Raw genomic sequence first — 21357 nt, 5'->3', positions numbered from 1 at the left:
ATTGCTGCGCGTCAGTATCCTGCTGGCGCGCTATTCTCCTGGAGCAGCAAAATGCTGGAGTTATTTAAAGCCATCGGATTGGGGCTGGTGGTTATTTTGCCGCTGGCAAATCCACTCACCACCGTGGCGTTATTTCTTGGCCTTGCGGGCGATATGAGCTATAGCGAGCGCAATCATCAGGCGCTGCAAGCCTCCGTATATGTGTTCGCCATTATGATCGTGGCATGGTACGCCGGTAACGCAGTGCTGCATACTTTCGGTATCTCAATTCCGGGTTTGCGCATCGCCGGGGGCCTGATCGTCGCCTTTATTGGTTTTCGCATGTTGTTCCCGGTTAAACCGGCGGGTCAATCGGTTGAAGCCAAACATAAACAGGATGAACTGGAGGCGAAAAAAGAAAGCGTTAACATCGCCTTTGTTCCTCTGGCGATGCCCAGCACAGCCGGGCCCGGCACTATTGCAATGATTATCAGCTCGGCCTCTACGGTCAGGAGCGGCGTGGATTTTCCTGACTGGGTGCTGACCGTGGCCCCTGTCATCACCTTCTTTCTGGTCAGCGTCATTTTATGGATATCGCTGCGCAGCTCAGGCGGGATTATGAAGCTGGTCGGCAAAGGCGGCATCGAAGCCATTTCGCGTTTGATGGGATTTTTGCTGGTGTGTATGGGCGTGCAGTTTGTAATAAATGGTGTGCTGGAAGTGGCTCACGGCCTGCACGGATAAAAACGGGGCGCTAATGACGCCCCGTTTTCCGTTAAGTACTCAGTATTTAGTGCTCAAATGACTTACGTACTTCCGCTACCTGCTCTTTGCTTACCGCAGGGGCTTTGTTGCTCCAGCCTTGACGAACGAAAGTTGCAAGCTTCGCGACTTCATCATCGCTCAGACGATTGCCGAAGCCCGGCATCGCCAGTTTCGAAGGGGCTTTCTCAGTTGATGGCTGTTGTGCTCCCACCAGAATAGTGTGGATCAACCCGGTTGGATCCTTCGCATTGACAAGAGTCGCCTGATCCAGCTCCGGGAAAATGCCTGCCGCGCCTTTACCGGTGACAAAGTGGCAAGCGCCACAGTTGTCGAGGTACAGACGTTCACCTTCAGTCAGGTTTTTCGCCGTCGTCAGCCTGGCCTCGGTTGCCTGTTGCGCCTGCACGTTATAAGCCTGCAGCGGCGGGTTGCCACCGATAAATTTCAGGTAGGCGGCGATAGCTTTCAGGTCTGCATCGGTCATGTGTGAGCTGCTGTGCTCAATCACCGACTTCATCTCGCCCCCTACTGCGGCTTTGTCGTTACGACCGGTTTGCAGATAATCAACGATCTCCTGCTCGCTCCAGCGCGGCAAGCCACGCAGTGACGGCACATCCCAGTTATTCAGGCTGCCGCCTGCCAGGAATTGATCATCCCTGCTGTCGAGCGCTTTCTCGTTCATGCCAAACCCGCGTGGTGTATGACAGCTACCACAGTGCCCCAGCCCTTCGACAATATACGCACCGCGATTCACTTCTTCAGACGCGCCATCAATCGGCTGGAAGGGCTTATCGGAAGTGAATGCCCAGTTCCAGAAACGCATACCCCAGCGCTGGCTGAACGGAAAGCTCAGCTTGGTTTCCGGCGGCTGCTCAGCGCCTGGCTTCACGCCTTTCATAAAATAGACGTACAGCGCGTGCATATCAGCATCGCTGATCCTGGCGTAATCCGGGTACGGCATCGCCGGATATAAACGCGAACCATCCGGCAGTATGCCTTTACGTACCGCGTCAGAAAACTGCTGTTCGGTGTAATTACCGATACCGTGTTGTTTATCTGGCGTGATATTGGTGGAGAAAATGGTGCCAAGGTTCGACTCAATCGCCAGGCCGCCCGCGTAATCTGGCTTACCCGCAACCGAGTGACATGCCATACAGTCGCCAAGGCGCGATAAATACTCGCCCTGTTTGATCAGTTGAGTTTCATCTTCTGCGTGCGCCTGAACTGCAAAACCGCTGGCCAGCAGTACGGCGTTGGCGAGTAACAATGATTTAAAATTCAGCTTGTTCATGCGCTTATGCCTGTACCAGTGGACCGGGATTTTTCAGATACTGATCTTTGATCGCCTGTGCCGCCATCAGGGTAATCGCACCGATGGTATCGGTCGGGTTTGCCTGGAAGTTTTGCGGGAAAGCGTTGCCGCCCGGCACAAACACGTTGTGCACGTCCCAGCTCTGTAAATATTTATTCAGTGCTGAGGTTTTCGGGTTATCGCCCATTACCGCTCCGCCCACGTTGTGAGTGGAAACGTATTTGGTCAGATCAAAGTCAGCGCCCATTGGCAGGAAGCTCATGCTCATACTGTCTGGATTCAGTTCTTTCGCGATATTGCCCACAATTCCTTTCAGATATTGCTGCAGTTTCAACTCGTTCTCTTTCCAGTTGAACGTCATACGCAGCAGCGGCAAACCGTGGTGATCGTTATAGTTCGGATCCAGATCCAGATAGATGTCACGGTACGACTGGCAGGTCGTCGTGATACTGATCTTCATTGAATGGCCATACCACTCTTCCAGGCCCTCTTTCCAGCCTGCTCCCCAGGTCGGCGTGCCTTTTGGCAGAGCCGCGCTGATTGGCGTTCCCGTGGCCTGTGAACTATGGATCTTCGCACCGCCAAGGAAACCGAGTGAAGGACCATCGAAATTGCCCGGCGAGATGTCGTTGAACATCTGGCCCGTTGCTCCCGCAGTCGCATACGGGTTGAAGTGCTTATCTTTGAAGAATAGCGTCGCGCCGCCGTTCGACAGGAACGCATAGTTACGCCCTACCACACCTTCTTCGGTAATAGGGTTGTACGGCTTGCCAATGCCAGACAGCAACATCAAACGCACGTTATAAAGCTGGAAGCTACTCAGCACCACAATCTTCGCTGGCTGGAAGCATTCATTGCCCTGACCGTCGATATAGATCACACCTTTAGCGGTTTTCTTGTCGTCGTTCAGCACCACTTTGATCACTTCCGCGTTCACTTCATAAGAGAAGTTCGGCATACGCTTCAGGGCATCCATCACGGCCGTTTGCGGTGAGGCTTTAGAGTAGTTCAGGCAGGGATATTTACTGCAATAGCCGCAGTAGTTACACGGTGCGATCTGGTTGCCGTATGGGTTTTTCCATGCGCGAGAAACACACGCTGACGGGTTCGGGAACGGATGATACCCAAGCTTAGCCGCCGCTTCTTTGAACATCACGTTGTTTAACGTATCATCCAGCGCGGGCAGCGGATAAGGCTCAGAGCGCGGGCCTTCAAACGGATCCCCGCCTTCAAGAATGTTGCCGCGCAGGTTGCCGGTATTACCGGACTGACCGCAAATCAGTTCAAATTTATAGAAATATGGTTCGATTTCATCCCAGGTAAACGGGAAATCCATCACACGCATATCTTCCTGCAGGATGCCTGGCTTGTATGCCTCGTCCACGTAAGTTTTCAGCTTGATGTCGGTTGGGGTTGGACGCAGCAGAACTGCCGTCCAGTGCAGACCGGAGCCGCCCACGCCAGTGCCCGGCGCAAACGCGCCCCATTTACGGGTTGGCAGTGCCGTCTGGCTGGTGTTATAGCGAACCGTTACCGCAGCTTCCGCTGGGGTAGCAAATACTTTATTACGTACCGCATACGCATACTCATCCGCCGGTTTTGGATAGGCGAACTCATCATAATCGCGATCGCCGCCGCGCTCTAATGCGCGCACTTCAAGCCCTGCCAGCGCCAGCTCAATGCTCATCAGCGAGCCGGCCCAGCCGAGTCCGCAGACGACGACATCGACTTCTTTTTTAGTAACCTGTGCCATGATAATCCTGTTTCAAATACCTGATTCGGAATGCGCGGTTAAGCGCGTTCGCCCTTCACACTAACCGGGCCTAGCGGATACGGAACGTTGTGCTGTTTCACCCATTCGGTGAAGCTGGCACGCGCACCGGGGAAGCCGATGGCAATCCAGGCTTTCATACCTTTATTGCCGCCGTACATCGGATCGGCGAGGTAACCGTGTTTGGTATCGGAAAGCAGTTGGTTAAAGAATTGCGACGCTTTCAGGTTGGCTTCACCCAACGCTGCGAAGTCGACAGTATTTTTGTTGATCCCGGTCAGCGCGTCGTCTTTCTCTTTCTCAGAAAGCTCATGGAAGGGTTTTTGATAGGTGCTCTGCGCCCACTGATTAACCAGTTTGATGCCCGTCTGGTACATCTGCTGTGGCCGGAAAGGAATCTGGTAACCCATCGTAGCAGGTGCGTGCACGTTAAACGGCCCCTGTAGATAGATTTCGCTGCCAAATTCTTCGCTGTGCAGCTGCTGATCGATAAAAATGGGTACGTTGGTTTCCAGTGCGCCCGGCGCTTTACCTTTGCCGCCCGCCGGAATCAAACGATCGGTGGCCGCTAAAATAAATTGCCACTCTTCAGCACTGAAGAATATGGGTTTGTAATCAGCTAATTCCGGTGCTGCCATTTCTGCGGCCTGCGCTGCAGTTATTCCTTTAAATACCAGGTCACTTAATGGCAAAGCCAATAATGAACCCAGCAGAAATTTACGTCTGGTGGTGGGTTTTTGAAGAAGCATAGCCGCACGACTCTCATCTGCCAGATACCCAAACAGTCACCTTTTTACAAAAAAGTATCATTTTGTGCCCCATAACCTTACTGAAGTAAGACGCAGGGAAAACAGAATAAGCCAACCCATTGCAATCAGGATAATGCCGGATAAAAGTAATAATTATGTGAATGACGAAATATATCGGTTAATAAGCTGGCAATATTAGGGATATAGGCATTTCTAAATGTAAAAAATAAATACTATTTATTTTATAGTGAAATTTAATCAACTGTTGCGCTTAGGTTACAGCGAGGTAACGGACTATCGAGGCAGGAATTTAACTAAAAACCGCACAAACATCGGGGAACAAGACAATATTGTATAAATAACACCCGCAATTATTTCCGTAATGTAATAATCGCGAAAAATAACCGATAAATAAAAATCATACTTCCATACAAGATAACTATTCTCATTAGCAACATTATATTTACTTTTATCGCCTGGCAAACGGTAAATAATCGGGTTGTGATCTAAACCGGAATAAACCGCTTATTCCCTTTCGATTAAAACGCCAGGCAATAACGTTGCTGAGCCTGACGCTTAGAACCTATCCCAAAAGGATTTTATTCCAGACAATGATGCTGCAAGCAAAATGCAGCATCGCCTCGTAGTTTTCGACTTTCTTCTCCCATCGCGTCAGTATGCGGCGAAAGCGATTCATCCAGCTATGCGTTCTTTCCACAACCCAACGATGAGCCCTGAACTCGCTGTTTTTAATTGCCTCAGACTCCTCTTTCCCCGACTGGATATGAGGTTCATAACGACGAGCTTTCAAACAAATTTCCACCCATTCAGCCTCATAGCCTTTGTCCATACACAGATGCAGCCTGCGACCCGGCCTGCCGGTCTGTAGCGCGTCCAGCGTATCTTCAACCAGTTTTATGTCGTGGGTATTTGCCCCTGCGACAGCCAGCGAGAGCGGAAGCCCGTTCCCGTCGGTCATCAGGCTCCGCTTTACTCCCTGCTTCCCCCTGTCAGTCGGGTTGCGACCTGTTTTTTTGAGCCTGCAAGGGGCGATTTTGTCATGCAGCCATCCATCGACAACCATGACCAGTCAATGGCATCCCGCTTCTCGCAGGCAAGCAGCCCGTTTTGCCAGAAGCGTTCAAATACTCCAGCATCCCGCCATTCCTGAAAGCGGCGGTGGGCTGAGCTGGATGAGCAAATATCCGTGGCATTCAGGGCATTCCATTGGCAACCGGTTCTGAGCACAAAGAAAATGGCGTTCATTGCGGCACGATTATCAACACGTCTACGATGCGTGCCCAGCGGATGGTGGGTTTTATGTTCCGGGAGAAGTGGAGCCATTTTCTCCCAGAGTTCATCGCTGATCTGCCACTTGTTGCCCGCCATACTTCGCCCTCAAAAATTGCCATTATTTACGATCTGACAATTCCTTTTGGGATAGGTTCTAAGAATCGACCATTTTGTTATTGGGTCTGTGTTTTGAGATTGTAGCTATGGGCAGATACTGGTATCGCTGACAACTTTGATCTAACCACTGATATATCTACAATCGCCGAAATGGTTTATTAATGAGAAACACTCATGACAGTATGGGAATTACATCTGAAGATCTCATCACCCGGGCTTAGATTACAAGGTGAAGCCCTCTTTGCGTTGACACTATTGCCGGAGATGAAGGAATTGTGTACGATTAATTCGCTAACCGTTGTCATCATGACAACTGCCAATGTTCCGGTGATTTGAGAGGAACGCCTTCGGGTAATCACATGCCAATGTCATCACAACCTGAGAGATGGCGCTTTCGGGCGGTTCAAACCTGTTAACCTTTGCAAACAGGGACCTAATAACCAGGTTAAGGTCCATTCAACTCATCTTCCAGATTTTCATCCCACGGGAAAACGCTTCCCGTACAGGGTGGTTGTTTCCCTGAATCCCGGAGAAGCAACCATGCATTTACTCGATATTATTCATTTTTTTTTCATCGTTACTGAACGCACACTGCATTCATGTGCACCCCGCTCGCGACTGTCAGATTGGTTTTTCCGGTTCAGAGCAGACGCAGAGGCGTTGTGCCTGATTGCTGATGAGCTGAAGCGTGCCAGAGCTTTTATTCCGGCTGAAGATGAAGCGGAAGCAAAGATGCTCACTGAGTGCAGCGTTTACCAGGCCGCCTATTTCTTCTGAGACCGTCAGTACCACGGTATGAAGAAACGCTGTCCCCGTGCATTACTCAGGTATTTAACCAGAACCGGACTGGAGTTTGATGCCACCCGGTGGCAGGAAGGATGCCATGACGGTTTCCGGGAAGCGCGGAAGTCTCAGGCAGATGCGTTTGTACCCTGCTGATCAACCTTTGATTACGTCTGACTGAGTCAGGCATTCATCTCACCCTTAAGGGAACTCAGTTCCCGTCAGGGATGGGTTCCGTCATTCTCTGTCAATACCGATCGAATTCTGACCCACCCTGCCAAAGTAAAACTGACCCACCCCCTTTGAATCATTCGAGCGTTGTTGCTTTCGTTTTCTTCTGGAGTTGACCGCTTTTCAGCTTATCTTTCAGTCGATAGCTTTGGCCGCTGATTTGGGCGATATGCGCATGGTGAAGCAGCCGATCCAGCATCGCTGCCGTCAGTGTCTCGTCATCACCAAACGTTCCGGACCACTGCGTAAACGGCAGGTTGCTGGTCAGGATCACGCTGCCTGACTCATACCGTTTAGCGACTACCTGGAAGAACAGGTTCGCCTCCATTTTACCGAACGGCAGATATCCCACTTCGTCGATGATCAACAGCTTAGGTTTACCTACGACGCGGTTCAGGTAGCCCTTCAGGTCACCCTGACGATGTGACGCCATCAGTTGCAGCATCATGTCGGCGGCGGTAATGAACCGAATGCTTAAACCCGCCATCGCGGCCTTATAGCCAATGGCGGTCGCCAGGTGCGTTTTGCCGACGCCAGAAGGCCCGAGCAGGACAACGTTCTCCTGACGTTCGATAAATGTCAGACCCGCCAACTCCTGGATCTGACTTCGTGGAACGCCACTGGCATAGGCGTAATCGAACTGCTCCAGTGTTTTTATCACCGGCAGGCCTGATAACCGCAAAATGGTCTGGCGACGCCGTTCGTTCTGGCCATCATGCTGGAGCTGCAAAACGGCTTCCAGGAAGTCGGCATGCGTGCCGCTGTTGTCGATGGTCGCCTGTGCCACACCCGGCCACTCTGCCGGCAGGCGGTCGAGCTTGAGTTGCTCGCAGAGCGCGGCAATACGATCATGTTGAAGGTTCATGCTGGCACCTCGAGCAAGGCCTGGTACGTTGCCAGAGGATGTTGCAGGCTCTCGGTCGGCACCGGACGCTGGCTGAGCGCTGGGACAGGTGCAGGCAATGCCAACGTGACCTTCGGTAACGGCAATAGCGCAGCACGCTCGCGCGGCATGCGCTGCTCAGGCGGTACGCCTGTGGTGCCATGCACTCGTGTGTTCGCGACGGTGACCAGCCACTCGCCGATGCGTGTGTTGGCAGCAGGTACATCCAGTACCAGCCCGGCCTGCCGGAAGGTCGCGGTAAGAGGCACGATAAAGCTGTTCTTGAGGTAATGGTTAAACCGCTCAACCTTACCCTTGGTCTTGGCGCGATAGGGTCGGCAGACCTTGGGAGTAAAGGCATACTTCTCGGCGACGTGCATCAACTGCGGGTTCCAGCGATGCTTACCGGGGCCGTAGACATCGCGCTCAATGATGATGGCCTTGGCGTTGTCGAACAGCAGCTGATGCGGCGTCCCGCCGAAGAACCTGAGCGCAGACTCAATGCCGTCACACCAGGCAGCGGAGTCCTGGTTGCTGTAAAACTTGACGAAAGTCGCGCGGCTCCAGCCCAGCGTGGCGACAAAGGCCAGCAATGGGTTATGACCGAGTCTGATGATGGTGAAATCAACTTGCATCTGAAAGCCAGGCTCGGTCTCGAAGCGTGTTACCTCTTCAGTGACGGGCTGCTTAATGGGGTGCAGGAAAGCGGTCAGCATGCTGTAACCACCCTCGTAACCACGCTGACGGATCTCGCGCAGCAGCACACTGGCGGGTATCCAGAGGGGCCTGGCAGCGGCCACGCGCTCAAGGATATAGGTCTTGAACGGGTCAAGCTTGCAGGGGCTGGGTGCGCGAGGCTTGTAGCGCATATCCGCTACGGGCAGCGGGCTACGAATATATCTGCGAACGGTCTCACGAGAGCATGAAAGCTGGCGCGCGATGGCGCGTATCGACATGCCCTGACGGTGTAAAACACTAATCTCCACTCTGGTCTCCAATGTCATCATTGGCAGTGCCTTAAAACTGCCATTTTTACCCTAGGTGGGTCAGATTTACATCGGCAGGTGGGCCAGTTTTACATCGGTAGCGACAATTCTCAAAGGAATCCACCATGAAAGACTCATTTACCAAAGAAGAACTGTTCCACATTTTAGCTAACGAGCGGACTTCTCATCGCATCGAACTGGCCAGAGCGGAAGGTAATCTCATGATGATCGATGCCCTTCAGCGTCTTGGCCTTGTTGACGAATCGGACGATGACAGTTTCCGGAGCATAGACTGGAAACTGGGCGATGTGGCAGCGCAGCTCGCAGAGCTGTCGGTGCGCGGCGAGGTTCCGCCTTCATGGCAGGAGATGTTTGACCGTCTCTGTGAGAAGGGACGGAAACTGAACGAAGCCGTCTGGACGTACTTTTACAACCGGGCGGTTGAAGACGAAGAGTGGCTTATTATGATGGAAAACAGCGAAGCTGCTTTCTGAGTAAAGCCAGCTTATCACTGGTGTACCAACCCATGCGGGGATAAACCTCCCTGCATCTGCGGTGATGGTTTTCTCCGCATTCATCAAGGAGAAAACCATGAGCAGTATAATACTGTTACTTATCAACCGTTCCACGCATGCTCTCAGTCGCCTTTCAGAGGCAATGCGGCAGCAGCAGGCCGAATGGTTCACCAACCGCAGCGGTTACAGCAGTTTCCGCGCCGGTGTCGTTGAGTCTGAAGGCGGTTTTACCGCCATAATTACACGCAGAACGGGCTACAGTTCGCGTGACTGGCAGTACCAGCAACAGGCCAGCACCGGTCAGTTTGCCTCCGCCCGTAAGGCTTTACGGGCAGGCCGGCAGATGGCGCAGCAGATGGCCGGGCTGCGTTACCGCTTCGACTGAATCAGTTCTGACTGATTAACACTTCCCGGAGGGACCTTCCCTCCAGGGGAGGTTTCCTCCTTTTTCTCCGGAGGAAATATGATCCGTTTTACTTCTTATGAGCTTCGTCCGCTGTTTACACAGAACCTGGGTATGAAGCGCCCGCTGATACTTGAAAAGAACCAGGGGATTTATATCCGCGTACCGGATGACAAACGTCCGGGAGAGTGGATGAAAGCCTGGGCTGCAGGCTGCAATTCGTCAAAGGATGCAGACTGGTCTGCACTTGCCGACACACTGATACCCGAACGGGAATTTTCCTTTCAGACCTTTATGGCGCAGAGCATGTTTGATGCCGTGCTGGATGACCATCATGACCTGCTCATTAAGCCCGTTATCAGTGACCTGAATAACGCGCTGACACTTCGTAAAGAAACCCGGCCGCCACTGAAAGTGTATGTGCCGGTGGGCGAATACCGTGACCGGATAGAGTGGCTTTATGACCAGTCGTTACGCCACTACCATGCCTGCGTGGGTGATGCTGAACGTCTCAGCTGGCGTTCACAGGCATGGCGTGTTCTGGACCAGGTGATACGCCTGGACTCAAAACGGGCGAAACCCGCTGACCGGGAGAGGTTTGACCGTGCGGTCGCGAGCGTACGTGACCGTATCCGTTCGGTGATGTCCGACGGGTCCTTACGTTATTACTGATTTTTTTCACTCACCGGTGGCGCATCGTCCGCCACCGGGTGGTGACTCTGTGTACGCCTTCGAGGAACCAGCCCTTCGTGAAGACAAACGCGCGATTTTCCGTGCTTGTCGTTTCGCCCGGGAAGCCTCGGAATATTTACCTGAGCCCCTGAACCGGAATACGGAACAGGCGGCATAACCTGACCCGGTGGCTCCGGCCGCCATCATCCCCCTGAGGGCATCTTCCTCAGGGAGATGTCCTCTTTTCGTTTTAACCGACAAGAGGAGTTTCACAATGTTTTCATGGTGCCATAACCGTCTGGAAATCACTGGTAAATCCGTCTGCCTCGATGTGATGCAGCCCTGGATTGCCGGCACGGAAAAACCGCTCTATCGGCATGCCATCCGGCAGGCCATAAAGCTGTTCCTCGCCGGCTGTGCCGGCATACTTAAGCCCGTAAGGGCGGTGGAGTACGCACCGTATCCGATGCTGACCGCATCCGGCACGGGCGCGCAGATTTCTACCAACCAGGCGTTTCAGCACTTTCTCGAACTGCTGGAACAGGATGCCTGGCTTGATACCAGGACGATCTCCCGCATGGATAAAATCTGGCTGCAGTCCGGCATCGATGCATTGAAATGGGAAGCGATTCCCTTTTCAGCGCGGCAGATAATGGTGCAGCTGATGGTTGTGCACTATGCCGACTGGTTTGGCGTTGCCGGTGCAGGCGGTCAGTTTGATCCGCAGGAGCTCTGGGAATGGCTGAGCATTATGCCTGATACAACCTGTCCCTGTGACATGCTGATGGTGATGCCGTCACGTCTGGCCACGGAGCTGAATGGCGAAAGTGGCCTGTTCACCGGGCTCAGTTCGTCGTCAGAACTTTACATGCAGCTCTTTGGCATGGAGTTCACGGCAGGCCATCAGGCCAACTGGAGCCGCGATGACGTGAGTTCACTTTCGCTGAGCTTTACGTCCCCCTGGTATCCACCGTCAGGTGAGGTCATGGGCGAGCTGTCACAGCTGTTTGACTGTGAAATCCGACACTACTGGATTTCACCGGATGCCGGCACGTCAGGTTACAACTGCTTTGATCGTGGTGACCATGTTGACAGTGGTCCATACCCGACAGAGGAACTGCGGCAGACAGCATCCGGAGACGGGGCACGCATGTACTTGGTGACGCCGGAAACGGCTGTTGTGCCCGCTGCAACAGTAGCGCACTACGGCAGTATCCGCGCATAACACAGACCAGAGCCGGTTTATCCGGCTTCACTGACCGGCCGCAGCGAAAGCTGTGGCCGTTTTTTCACCCTGAAGGGAACATCGTTTCCCTCCGGGAGCGTGTTCCCTTTGCCTGAGGAAGCAGCACGCATGAAAAAAATCATAAATCACGAAAAGGCCTTTCTTTCACTCTTCAGCCGGACGGCACGTTACCACCGCCGGCCCCAAGTGTTTGAAGATTTCATCAGTTGCAGCGTCATCGCACTGGAAAATCGCCTTCAGTTCTGCGAAAAGCGCGAACAGAAGTATTTGCGCATCGTGTCCCGGTATAAAAAGCCTGACGTGGAGAACATGGCGCATCTGCTGGCCCATGTTGTTCATGGCCTTGAGCAGGAGCCAAGTGATTTTCTTGGCCGGATCTTTATGCAGCTGGAGATGGGCGATAAATACCGTGGTCAGTTTTTTACCCCCTGGAGCATCGGTGTGATGATGGCCAGAATGCAGCTCGGCAATGTCGAAGAAAATTTCAGAGACAAGCCATTTATCACACTTTCTGAACCAGCCTGTGGCGCCGGCTGTATGGCGCTGGCACTTGCCTCTGTTTTGCGTGAGGCAGGCTACTCTCCTCATCGTTATTTATGGGTGTCTGCAACCGATATCGATCCGCTGGCAGCAGGGATGGCGTACATACAGTTATCACTGTGCGGGGTTGCTGGCGAAGTAGTAATCGGAAACGCTCTGAGTGACGAGCGCCGCCGGGTACTCAGGACGCCAACCCATTACTGGGCAGGCTGGTCAAGGAGGCTGCAACACCGTAGTCAGGCTAAAAAAATAAACCATGTTCCTGCAACCTGTTAGCACAACCAGACAGACCCTTTCAGGGTCTGTTTTAGCGGGGGCAACTCCAGGTCAGACCGTCAATAGATTTATAGGTACTCTTTGTTTGCATAAGATAGTGATATAAACCTTACCCCTTCTCAATCCAAGAATTATCTGATTGAACTATTGAAAGGAACGTAAAATAAGGTAACATATCCATTCTTTCCCCAAGTCTGATTTGAGTTAATGAATCTGAGGGCGGTAGCGTGCATAAAAGAAAATAGCGTAAATATATTACCATAATAACTCTTTCTTTTTTTGAAACACCATATGTATATCCCCACCCCGATAAAGATGGTCTCTGTATTCTCACTCTGCAGAGTGAATATATGCTAATAATGCCGCGCTTCTGGCTATAATTCACCTCAATCTTACGCACCTCCGCCTGCTTGGAATAATTCAGTGGAAACTGATTTGTATTACAATTATTTATTCCTGAATTAATGTTCATTAGCCATTAATTAATACTGAAGTTAAAATAAGATGTTATTTCGATGTAATATGGGTAGCATTCATCACTATAGTTAATGAATGGTTTATCTGGTCATCATCAATGAGACTTAATAGTAAGAAGATTAAGTCTTGAACTTTAAGTTACATGAAAGAGTTTTTTAGAGTGTATTCACCATGCATAATTCACTGAAAACTGGTCAATACTCATTACATTATCACCACCCATAAAAAATACCAGAAAAAATGAAAGAAGAATATAGTATTGCATTCGAGCACGCCTGGAAGTATTTCGAGTTACATTCTCAGCAGAGAATGACAGTGTTTAATTTTTACATTACAGTCACCACACTTTTAGTAGCTGGAGGGGGGGCGTGCTTACAACAAAGTGGAAAGTTAGTTTATCTCACATCAGTATTTGGTTTTTTTATTTCATTCATGACTCTTATTTTTTACAAATTAGATGCCAGGGTTTCATTTTTAATAAAGAATGCCGAGTTAGCTTTAAAGGAAATAGAAGCTTGCTTTGACAAACCAGCAGTGAAAATATTTACTCAAGATGCAACCTCCCCTCATCTAAATGTAAATATTTTTTCCATGTGGAGCTATGGCAAGTGCTTCAGACTGGCATTCTACATCCTTACCAATGTTGGCTTTATATTTATAATTTCACCACTCGCGGTTAAAGCATTTCAGTAGCCGATTATATGAAACTGTAAAACCTCATAATGGAATAAAAAGATGAATTATACATACTGGCAAAAAAAATCCGATAACCGCTCGAAAGTTTTGAATATAATTTCAAGAGTGAAAAACAAGCAGAAAAGGAACCTTTTGAGGGGATATATTAATAAAGGGAATTTGAATAACCATGAGCTTGATAAGTTGAGAAAAAATAACAGCCTGTCTGACTGCCTGGTCATCGGTTCTGCAATCAAAGGATTATATGGTATTCTGAAAACTGATGAGAAGCCTACAAGCAGTGAATTATACACTATGATTTCATGCTCACCATTATCATGGCAAGAAGAGCTTAGAACCTATCCCAAAAGGAATTGTCAGATCGTAAATAATGGCAATTTTTGAGGGCGAAGTATGGCGGGCAACAAGTGGCAGATCAGCGATGAACTCTGGGAGAAAATGGCTCCACTTCTCCCGGAACATAAAACCCACCATCCGCTGGGCACGCATCGTAGACGTGTTGATAATCGTGCCGCAATGAACGCCATTTTCTTTGTGCTCAGAACCGGTTGCCAATGGAATGCCCTGAATGCCACGGATATTTGCTCATCCAGCTCAGCCCACCGCCGCTTTCAGGAATGGCGGGATGCTGGAGTATTTGAACGCTTCTGGCAAAACGGGCTGCTTGCCTGCGAGAAGCGGGATGCCATTGACTGGTCATGGTTGTCGATGGATGGCTGCATGACAAAATCGCCCCTTGCAGGCTCAAAAAAACAGGTCGCAACCCGACTGACAGGGGGAAGCAGGGAGTAAAGCGGAGCCTGATGACCGACGGGAACGGGCTTCCGCTCTCGCTGGCTGTCGCAGGGGCAAATACCCACGACATAAAACTGGTTGAAGATACGCTGGACGCGCTACAGACCGGCAGGCCGGGTCGCAGGCTGCATCTGTGTATGGACAAAGGCTATGAGGCTGAATGGGTGGAAATTTGTTTGAAAGCTCGTCGTTATGAACCTCATATCCAGTCGGGGAAAGAGGAGTCTGAGGCAATTAAAAACAGCGAGTTCAGGGCTCATCGTTGGGTTGTGGAAAGAACGCATAGCTGGATGAATCGCTTTCGCCGCATACTGACGCGATGGGAGAAGAAAGTCGAAAACTACGAGGCGATGCTGCATTTTGCTTGCAGCATCATTGTCTGGAATAAAATCCTTTTGGGATAGGTTCTTAGTTATATGGTTGGATAGGCTTTGTTGAATAAATCAGCTTCAGGACGAGTGACTCTGTAGCTGACCGGGTTTTCAGGCAATACGCACGCTTTCTGGCATACCAGCCTTCGTTATTTTATTCAGCGCACGCACCATGCCCAAAGCCTCTGCTACCTGACCATCGTAATCACGCAGCGTCAGTGAACCTCCGAACAGTTGCTTTACCCTGTACATGGCCGTCTCCGCTATCGAGCGACGGTTGTAATCTGTTGTCCATTTCCACCGGGCATTACTCCCGGTCAGCCGCTGATTCGCTACTGCACGGTTACGGTCTGCGTACTCTACGGGCCAGTAACCCGCTCCTTTTCGGGGCGGGATGAGGGCACTGATTTTCTTGCGCCGCAGTTCATCGTGACAGAGTCGGGTGTCGTAAGCGCCGTCTGCTGCGGCTGCCCTGATTTTTCTGTGTGTCTGCCGGATAAGACCCGGGAAAGCTTCTGAGTCCGTGACGTTGTTCAGAGACAGGTCCGCGCAGATGACTTCATGTGTTCTGCTGTCAACGGCCAGATGCAGCTTCCGCCAGGTACGACGGCGCTCTTTGCCGTGATTTTTGACTTTCCATTCGCCTTCACCAAAAACCTTCAGCCCGGTGGAATCAATCACCAGGTGTGCGATTTCACCCCGGGTGGGTGTTTTGAAACAGACATTAACCGACTTTGCCCGCTTGCTGACACTGCTGTAATCCGGGCAGCGCAACGGAACGTTCATCAGGGCAAAAATGGAATCATTAAAACCCTGCGCAGCCCGCAGGGTCAGCCGGAACAGGCGTTTAATCATCAGGACGGTGGTGATGGCAAGGTCAGAATAGCGCTGAGGTCTTCCCCGTGATGAAGGCGTTGCCGACTCATACCAGGCATGAGTCGCTTCATCGTCCAGCCAGAAAGTGAGGGAGCCACGGTTGATGAGGGCTTTGTTGTAGGTGGGCCAGTTGGTGATTTTGAACTTTTGCTTTGCCACGGAACGGTCTGTGTTGTCGGGAGGATGCGTGATCTGATCCTTCAACTCAGCAAAAGTTCGATTTATTCAACAAAGCCGGTTGGATATGTTAATTCAGTAGAAAAGTCAGCGATTGAGGCTTTGGGAATTATAAAGTCCCTGTCATCCATTAACCAACTTGATACAATTACCGCTCTTAATTTGATGTTGAAATATGGTGAGGAACATGGAGCTTCAAACTTCCTATCATATAAGCTAGCGTATTTGAGAAGCGCAAGGGAATTATCATCTTCAGAACTAAAAATAGCAACGCAAATAGAAGATGAATTTAAGCACAGAGAAAGGCCAGGATTTCATTTCAGTGCTCTTGAAAACTTAAATTCAAGAATATCATTATTTGTAGTTGCAAGGAGAAGAGTTAGTGCATTGATCGGGAAAGTAAATGGAAATATACGCAAAGCAATCTCACTAAATAACTTTATACCTACTCCAGTATCAATGGGTGATTTATCAGATTACTTACTTAGAGCATCGGAGTCCGCCCTCCTGGATACGATTTATTCAATTATAGTAATATTTAATTTGGATGATGAATTTGAAGATGCAAAAAATGAGTTAAGAAATAGACTTAGCGCCGAATTTCAAAATTGCCTGCATGAATTACTATCATTCACCGCCACAATAGAAAAAACTTCAATAGTAACTGATTACTATCATTCACTTAATGAGGATGGTGATTTTTCTTTGGATTTATATAGAAATGCTGCGGCATTCCTTGAGAGAAAAGATCTAGCGTTATATAGAAACAAACTGGATAAGGTTATTGGCAATAGACTTTTGAGTGAAATAGAAAACAAGCAATGCTCCTTTCTGGATGATTTTCACGAGGAGAAAAAATTACTATTATCTGATGACGGTGAAGAGGTAAAAGGTTCAATTACAATTTCGCTAGATACATTCTATAGAACTTACTTGTTTTTAAAGATCATAAAAAATAAAAGTAACTTATTGTTACTCTCAGGTGAAAACATCAAGTTTATATTCGAGCACACTTTAAGACTTGATACATTACTAACCGAAGATGAGATAACTACTATATATTTAACTGCTCCAGAGGAAACCAAGAGCCTGGTTACTGTTCTTACTCTAGCGTTGTATAGAAAAAAATCAGCAGATCCCGATGTTGACTTCGAGTTTCGAGGGGATTTTATTTCCTATGTTAAGGAAAAATTCAACGGTTCAATTGTAAGTTTCATATCTGATTTACTAGAGAAAAGTCCAGCGATTGCTAGTTATATAGTTGTATCACTCGATGAGGTTACTCTCGAGAAAATGTATGGTTTAGTTTTAAATGCTTCAGATGCCTCTAGCATAAGATGTGATATTTTGAAACTGGTTGGAAAAAAGCTCAATCAAATTGAATACATTATCGAAGCAGAGTCAATTATCACTAGAGAAAAAGTATCGATACTTCAAAAGTATTTTGACAGCAGCAGAATATATGTCGATAGTGTTTCAATGAAAAAGTGGTTAGACAGCAACCCGACTATGTCGACCGAGCAATATCGTTCACTCTACAGTCAATCTGAAGCAATAATATCAACACCTTCAACTAAAGATGGTATTGAATCAAATGTTTTGTACATACAATTAATTAACAGAGGCGATTATCTAATCCCTCAAATTGCAAAGGATGCTTTCGAGCAATTTTGCTTAAATAATGAATTTGGCATTCAGTCATATTTAGGAAGGCGAATTAGACACAACACTTTAGATGGTGTAACTACAGACACTGTTGATTCTGTATTACGAAAACCTGAGCACAGGATAGTATTAGCTAATCTGCAAATGCAGAGAACTGTCGCGTCATGGCTTTCTTCATATAAAGCTATTGTGGATAAATTAAGAAGAGAATACCTTCAGTTTAGAGCAAGCAACTCTTTATTTAATGCAGTAATAGATATCGATGATCCTGCTACAATCGAAAATATACGCCTTTTAACTAATACGTTGCGTTCTACTGGCAGAAGTGAGTTGCTTAACGACCTTATTATTGCATTCTGCTGGAAACAAATAACTCCTCAACTGGAGAATGCAGCTCGATTCATTAGAACAACTCTTCTTCAAGAAGCAAAAGATTCTATTGATAAACATTTTACAGTAAATCATAGCGCTGGAGAGTCACAGATAGTGGCTGAATTGCACGAGGCTGTTAATGAGGTTTTTGTTAAAGTATCTGATTGGTTTCAAGTCCCAGAGACAGGTTTCATTTCTGCTTCAATCAGAAACCTTTGCACAATTATTCTTCTTGAACTCAACAGGAAGAATAAAATCGATTTTAATGGTGAGGCAGTCGATAATAAATATACTGGGATTAGTGTACATCGCCTCTATGATTGTCTTGCTGTGCTGCTTCAAAATGCACATAAGCATGGAGAGGATGACACTATTATAAAGGTAAATGTAAATGCTAAAAAGAATGATTCCGAATCTGTGTTAGAGTCAGTGACAATAGATATAACATCTAAAGTATCACAAGAAAAAATGGAGAAATCTAAGGATAGAATTGAAAAAGCAATCAGTGCCGAAGAGGATGGTAAGGATATGGTTACTGAAGGTTACTCTGGAATAAAGAAAATAAAATTTATTACAAGGGTGAGCGAGGGAGTTCAAACCATGATATTTAAATGTAATAAGTCTGAAAATGAATTAACATTAGGGTTTACAATTCATGCTGAATTAGCAACTGATGATAATCCAACTAATAGTGGTGTGGCAGAATGAGAATACTTCTGGTCGAAGATGAGATTCATAAGAGGGACGAGTTAGTACAATGCATCAAGAGTGTCTATGACATTGAACCCAAAATTGTAGATTGTGTTAATGATGCAGTTCTAACGGTTAGGTCAAATGATAATGATTTAATTATATTGGATATGGCTTTGTCAACTTTTAGTGATCACTCTACCGATAAGAAAAAAGGCCATGACCAAGCTCAAGGCGGGATTGAGGTTTTAAGAGCATTAAAGGCTAGTCGAAAAAAGACTAAAGTAATGATTGTTACTCAATATCCTGATTTTTATATAGGTGGAGTAAAAGTCAAGCTACAAAACTCCCCTAAAGTAGTTGAAGAGAAATACAATCAAATAATGATTGGTGCTGTTTTGTATACATATAAATCAAAGCCAATTTTACAGAGAATAATTTCAATCCTGAGAAAGCATGCATGAAGATAATGCTTATTGAAGATGATAAATCGAAAAAAAGAAATATTTTTGAATTTCTTATTTCTAAAGGGGTTATTGAAAAAGATATAGTTATTGCAGAAAGCATGACGGATTTCACGACAAATCTAAATAAAGATATTGGATTATTCATTATTGATCTAAAACTTCCCAACTTTGACAAAGGAGAAGCCTCTCAAAATGGAAGGGCCATTTTAGAAACAATAATAAAATCGAGTAAGCATGAGTCTCTTCTTTTGGCAATAAGTTCTTACCCTGATGAATTCCCATTACTTAGAGAGTATTATGAATCCCACGGCTGTATTTTATCTGATTATTCAAATAAAAAAGGTTGGCAATCCACATTAGAGCATTTATTAATTCAACTGAAGAAAAACATCACCTTTGACTTTTTGATTTTTTGCGCATTAAGAGAAGAACGCAATCCATACATTACCTTACTAAGCGGTAAAAAGGTTAATCGGAGAGGCATTGATTTTTACGATGTTGATATTGATGGCCTTAAAGGATCTGTTATCCTCCTGCCCGAAATGGGACTGGTAAATGCTTCAATTATTTCTGGTGTTTGCATTGATAGATATAAACCATCAGTAGTTGGGATGAGTGGTATATGTGGGGGGTTTTCTGATAATGCAGAGTTAGGTCAGTTATTAGTTTCAAAAATGGCTTATGAATACCAAGCAGGCAAATGGACTGATGATGGATTTAGACAAGAAGCTTATCAGGTACCGACTGACAACAATACGCTGACAAACCTTGGTATATTGATTGATAGAGACGACTTTCTAGTTGAACTCGAAAGTGGATCTAACTTAAAAGGTCCAACTGAGAGTCATAAACCAAAACTATCAGTTTTTACAAGTGGTTCAGCTGTTATCTCACAAGAAAGCAAATTAACAGAGATACAGTCGTTCCATAGAAAATCTAGTGGTCTGGATATGGAAGTATTTGGCGTTCATCGTGCAGCAGAACTATCTATTACTAAACCATCATGTATTTGTGCAAAAACTGTTGTTGACCTTTGTGATTCAAATAAGTCAGATGACCTTCATTTATATGGATGCTATATTTCCGCAAAGTTCATGATCTTGGCAATAAAGAACCATTTTTTGTCACAGTAATATTGATGCAATTTTTTAACTTTCTGGCTTACCCAACATTCCCATCTCCTAGTGTAAACTTCAGGCTATCGCTGCAAACCTTCGGATACGGTGCTATTTCAGGTAAGAAATCATTATTGCGCAAGCATTGTAACCTTTCTCGAAGTGATAATTTTGATATCCGGATTTTTAGTGCATTGGCTAATTTCAATTACACGGGGGGCATCGCTTCTAGATTGCGTTATGTTTTAATTCCACCGATACCACTTCTCATTAAAGGAAAAAACAGAATGAAGTCCCTTCATTGTGGCGAGGTTCAGAGGGGCTTCTGTACAGAAACTGACGATTGATTCTGAGCTACGGCAGAATATATTTAGCGTGACTGCATCAATGATTGGTAGTTTAATTGTACAGCCAGCGGTCAGGCATACTTCCCGGGTGCATCACGCCTGTTCTGCCGAGTTATAGGAACGGTTCCGGCCCAGCCATGAACTTTACAATGACATTCATCATCCCCCATCTATCTGTTAAATCGGTAACATTTATGATGCGTGGTTCATACATGAAAAAAAGTAATCACCTATGCTAAAACGGGGAGCATGTCGTATTGTCTGCCATAAAATCAGAACCTGAGTACTTCACTTCAATTAAGATCCCCCGTTCTCCCAAAAACCTGCCTGTTGAATTTCTGATACGGTCGATATCATCCCCAACCTGACAAATTGCCTGTGTTTTTGTGAGCCGAACTTGGACATAGCAAGCCATTCAGTACCAAAACTGGTCATGTATTTTTCAACCAGATCTCGGATTTTAAATTTATCCCTCCTAACAATCCTTAATAAAACGTGAGCGCAGCCACAGTAAAATGAGCGTAATTACAAACATGCCTGCCGATACAACCGGTGTCAGCCATGTCTCGGGGACCCGCATAAACTCAGTCAGTTCGGCAGGCAACAGATCAAAGTATGATAAAGCCGATACCAGTGGTGCCATGATGGCCCCCACCGCACCGGCTTCCCCAAATTCAGAGAGAGGGGCCAGCATCATTAATGTGATACAGGTCAGCCATACACTTGCGAGGAAATAAAGAGATTCAGCTTCTGACATGATTACTCCTGTTACTGAGAATGATTTTTTA

The 21357-nt window shown here is 47.4% G+C and carries 20 protein-coding genes and 2 pseudogenes; 14 read left to right on the top strand and 8 right to left on the bottom strand.

The features are described 5' to 3' along the window. Positions 1-51 precede the first annotated feature (51 nt). The gene (locus tag H2P46_RS19150; protein WP_193406443.1) at positions 52-723 is read left to right on the top strand and encodes a MarC family NAAT transporter; all 672 of its coding nucleotides are present in this window, start codon (positions 52-54) and stop codon (positions 721-723) included. 46 nt (positions 724-769) lie between these two features. On the opposite strand, the gene H2P46_RS19145 is transcribed toward H2P46_RS19150, so the two are convergent. From H2P46_RS19145 to H2P46_RS19130, 4 genes are all read right to left on the bottom strand, one after another. Further along, positions 770-2035, bottom strand: a complete 1266-nt coding sequence (locus tag H2P46_RS19145; RefSeq protein ID WP_193406442.1) for a c-type cytochrome — start codon at positions 2033-2035, stop codon at positions 770-772. Positions 2036-2039: 4 nt separating this feature from the next. Then, positions 2040-3809, bottom strand: coding sequence for a GMC family oxidoreductase (locus H2P46_RS19140; RefSeq protein ID WP_193406441.1), 1770 nt, complete (start codon positions 3807-3809; stop codon positions 2040-2042). Positions 3810-3847: 38 nt separating this feature from the next. Then, positions 3848-4576, bottom strand: coding sequence for a gluconate 2-dehydrogenase subunit 3 family protein (locus tag H2P46_RS19135; RefSeq protein ID WP_193406440.1), 729 nt, complete (start codon positions 4574-4576; stop codon positions 3848-3850). A gap of 583 nt (positions 4577-5159) precedes the next feature. Then, a protein-coding gene (locus H2P46_RS19130) for an IS5 family transposase (protein ID WP_193403474.1) occupies positions 5160-5965 on the bottom strand; the annotation gives its coding sequence in 2 pieces (ribosomal slippage) (positions 5160-5612 and positions 5615-5965; 804 coding nt in all). Between the two features lie 528 nt (positions 5966-6493). Here H2P46_RS19130 and H2P46_RS23090 point away from each other — a divergent pair. Continuing rightward, a complete protein-coding gene (locus H2P46_RS23090) occupies positions 6494-6763 on the top strand; it encodes a hypothetical protein (protein ID WP_238939038.1) in 270 nt (89 codons plus the stop codon). Between the two features lie 313 nt (positions 6764-7076). On the opposite strand, the gene istB is transcribed toward H2P46_RS23090, so the two are convergent. Beyond that, entirely contained in the window at positions 7077-7865 is a 789-nt protein-coding gene (gene istB / locus H2P46_RS19120; RefSeq protein WP_193403211.1) for an IS21-like element helper ATPase IstB, read from the bottom strand. Next, positions 7862-8890: an IS21 family transposase gene (istA, locus tag H2P46_RS19115; RefSeq protein ID WP_193403210.1), complete on the bottom strand. Its 1029-nt coding sequence runs from the start codon at positions 8888-8890 to the stop codon at positions 7862-7864. Before istA ends, istB begins: the two co-directional genes overlap by 4 nt. Positions 8891-8994: 104 nt before the next feature. Between istA and H2P46_RS19110 the strand changes: the two genes are divergently transcribed. The 9 genes and pseudogenes from H2P46_RS19110 to H2P46_RS19075 all read left to right on the top strand — a co-directional run bounded on the left by H2P46_RS19110 (position 8995) and on the right by H2P46_RS19075 (position 14893). Then, a complete protein-coding gene (locus tag H2P46_RS19110; RefSeq protein ID WP_193406439.1) occupies positions 8995-9363 on the top strand; it encodes a hypothetical protein in 369 nt (122 codons plus the stop codon). A gap of 97 nt (positions 9364-9460) precedes the next feature. After that, a complete protein-coding gene (locus H2P46_RS19105) occupies positions 9461-9769 on the top strand; it encodes a hypothetical protein (RefSeq protein ID WP_193406438.1) in 309 nt (102 codons plus the stop codon). 78 nt (positions 9770-9847) lie between these two features. Beyond that, on the top strand, positions 9848-10459 hold the full coding sequence (locus tag H2P46_RS19100; RefSeq protein WP_193406437.1) for a hypothetical protein: 612 nt from the start codon (positions 9848-9850) through the stop codon (positions 10457-10459). Between the two features lie 70 nt (positions 10460-10529). Further along, positions 10530-10637 (top strand): annotated as a pseudogene (locus tag H2P46_RS23085) (DNA primase); the annotation flags it as partial. A gap of 96 nt (positions 10638-10733) precedes the next feature. Beyond that, positions 10734-11684 carry a DUF1281 domain-containing protein gene (locus H2P46_RS19095; protein ID WP_193406436.1) on the top strand — a complete coding sequence of 317 codons (951 nt, stop codon included), beginning with the start codon at positions 10734-10736 and terminating at the stop codon, positions 11682-11684. 129 nt (positions 11685-11813) lie between these two features. Beyond that, entirely contained in the window at positions 11814-12521 is a 708-nt protein-coding gene (locus H2P46_RS19090; protein WP_193406435.1) for a DNA methyltransferase family protein, read from the top strand. 717 nt (positions 12522-13238) lie between these two features. Then, entirely contained in the window at positions 13239-13691 is a 453-nt protein-coding gene (locus H2P46_RS19085; RefSeq protein ID WP_193406434.1) for a RipA family octameric membrane protein, read from the top strand. Between the two features lie 42 nt (positions 13692-13733). Continuing rightward, a complete protein-coding gene (locus tag H2P46_RS19080) occupies positions 13734-14078 on the top strand; it encodes a hypothetical protein (RefSeq protein ID WP_193406433.1) in 345 nt (114 codons plus the stop codon). Between the two features lie 9 nt (positions 14079-14087). Beyond that, positions 14088-14893, top strand: a pseudogene (locus tag H2P46_RS19075) (IS5 family transposase). Positions 14894-14971: 78 nt separating this feature from the next. On the opposite strand, the gene H2P46_RS19070 reads toward H2P46_RS19075, so the two are convergent. Continuing rightward, complete coding sequence (locus H2P46_RS19070; protein ID WP_193406432.1) at positions 14972-15940, bottom strand: IS5 family transposase; 969 nt, start codon at positions 15938-15940, stop codon at positions 14972-14974. On the opposite strand from H2P46_RS19070, the gene H2P46_RS23080 reads away from it, so the two are divergent. The 3 genes from H2P46_RS23080 to H2P46_RS19055 are packed head-to-tail and all read left to right on the top strand — an operon-like array spanning position 15920 to position 20240. Further along, complete coding sequence (locus H2P46_RS23080) at positions 15920-18658, top strand: hypothetical protein (RefSeq protein WP_238939037.1); 2739 nt, start codon at positions 15920-15922, stop codon at positions 18656-18658. The two genes, H2P46_RS19070 and H2P46_RS23080, sit on opposite strands and share 21 nt — an antisense overlap. Further along, the gene (locus H2P46_RS19060; protein ID WP_193406431.1) at positions 18655-19104 is read left to right on the top strand and encodes a response regulator; all 450 of its coding nucleotides are present in this window, start codon (positions 18655-18657) and stop codon (positions 19102-19104) included. The genes H2P46_RS23080 and H2P46_RS19060 overlap by 4 nt, the downstream gene beginning before the upstream one ends. Before the next feature lie 5 nt (positions 19105-19109). Continuing rightward, positions 19110-20240: a 5'-methylthioadenosine/S-adenosylhomocysteine nucleosidase family protein gene (locus tag H2P46_RS19055; RefSeq protein WP_202987521.1), complete on the top strand. Its 1131-nt coding sequence runs from the start codon at positions 19110-19112 to the stop codon at positions 20238-20240. A gap of 804 nt (positions 20241-21044) precedes the next feature. Here H2P46_RS19055 and H2P46_RS19050 read toward each other — a convergent pair. Next, positions 21045-21326 (bottom strand): hypothetical protein, encoded by a 282-nt coding sequence (locus H2P46_RS19050; protein ID WP_193406429.1) that lies wholly within the window; start codon positions 21324-21326, stop codon positions 21045-21047. Between the last annotated feature and the right edge of the window lie 31 nt (positions 21327-21357).

This window comes from Mixta mediterraneensis (assembly GCF_014946725.1).
In the GTDB taxonomy this organism is placed as follows: Bacteria; Pseudomonadota; Gammaproteobacteria; order Enterobacterales; family Enterobacteriaceae; genus Pantoea; species Pantoea mediterraneensis.
Note: the sequence above shows the minus strand (reverse complement) of the source record. Positions and strands in the feature narration are given on the sequence as shown.

Bases quoted from the DNA above. Each gene is read 5' to 3' on its own strand.
- H2P46_RS19150 (WP_193406443.1), top strand. From the start codon at position 52: ATGCTGGAGTTATTTAAAGCCATCGGATTGGGGCTGGTGGTTATTTTG.
- H2P46_RS19145 (WP_193406442.1), bottom strand. From the start codon at position 2,035: ATGAACAAGCTGAATTTTAAATCATTGTTACTCGCCAACGCCGTACTG.
- H2P46_RS19140 (WP_193406441.1), bottom strand. From the start codon at position 3,809: ATGGCACAGGTTACTAAAAAAGAAGTCGATGTCGTCGTCTGCGGACTC.
- H2P46_RS19135 (WP_193406440.1), bottom strand. From the start codon at position 4,576: ATGCTTCTTCAAAAACCCACCACCAGACGTAAATTTCTGCTGGGTTCA.
- istB (WP_193403211.1), bottom strand. From the start codon at position 7,865: ATGAACCTTCAACATGATCGTATTGCCGCGCTCTGCGAGCAACTCAAG.
- istA (WP_193403210.1), bottom strand. From the start codon at position 8,890: ATGATGACATTGGAGACCAGAGTGGAGATTAGTGTTTTACACCGTCAG.
- H2P46_RS19110 (WP_193406439.1), top strand. From the start codon at position 8,995: ATGAAAGACTCATTTACCAAAGAAGAACTGTTCCACATTTTAGCTAAC.
- H2P46_RS19105 (WP_193406438.1), top strand. From the start codon at position 9,461: ATGAGCAGTATAATACTGTTACTTATCAACCGTTCCACGCATGCTCTC.
- H2P46_RS19100 (WP_193406437.1), top strand. From the start codon at position 9,848: ATGATCCGTTTTACTTCTTATGAGCTTCGTCCGCTGTTTACACAGAAC.
- H2P46_RS19095 (WP_193406436.1), top strand. From the start codon at position 10,734: ATGTTTTCATGGTGCCATAACCGTCTGGAAATCACTGGTAAATCCGTC.
- H2P46_RS19090 (WP_193406435.1), top strand. From the start codon at position 11,814: ATGAAAAAAATCATAAATCACGAAAAGGCCTTTCTTTCACTCTTCAGC.
- H2P46_RS19085 (WP_193406434.1), top strand. From the start codon at position 13,239: ATGAAAGAAGAATATAGTATTGCATTCGAGCACGCCTGGAAGTATTTC.
- H2P46_RS19080 (WP_193406433.1), top strand. From the start codon at position 13,734: ATGAATTATACATACTGGCAAAAAAAATCCGATAACCGCTCGAAAGTT.
- H2P46_RS23080 (WP_238939037.1), top strand. From the start codon at position 15,920: ATGCGTGATCTGATCCTTCAACTCAGCAAAAGTTCGATTTATTCAACA.
- H2P46_RS19060 (WP_193406431.1), top strand. From the start codon at position 18,655: ATGAGAATACTTCTGGTCGAAGATGAGATTCATAAGAGGGACGAGTTA.
- H2P46_RS19055 (WP_202987521.1), top strand. From the start codon at position 19,110: ATGCTTATTGAAGATGATAAATCGAAAAAAAGAAATATTTTTGAATTT.
- H2P46_RS19050 (WP_193406429.1), bottom strand. From the start codon at position 21,326: ATGTCAGAAGCTGAATCTCTTTATTTCCTCGCAAGTGTATGGCTGACC.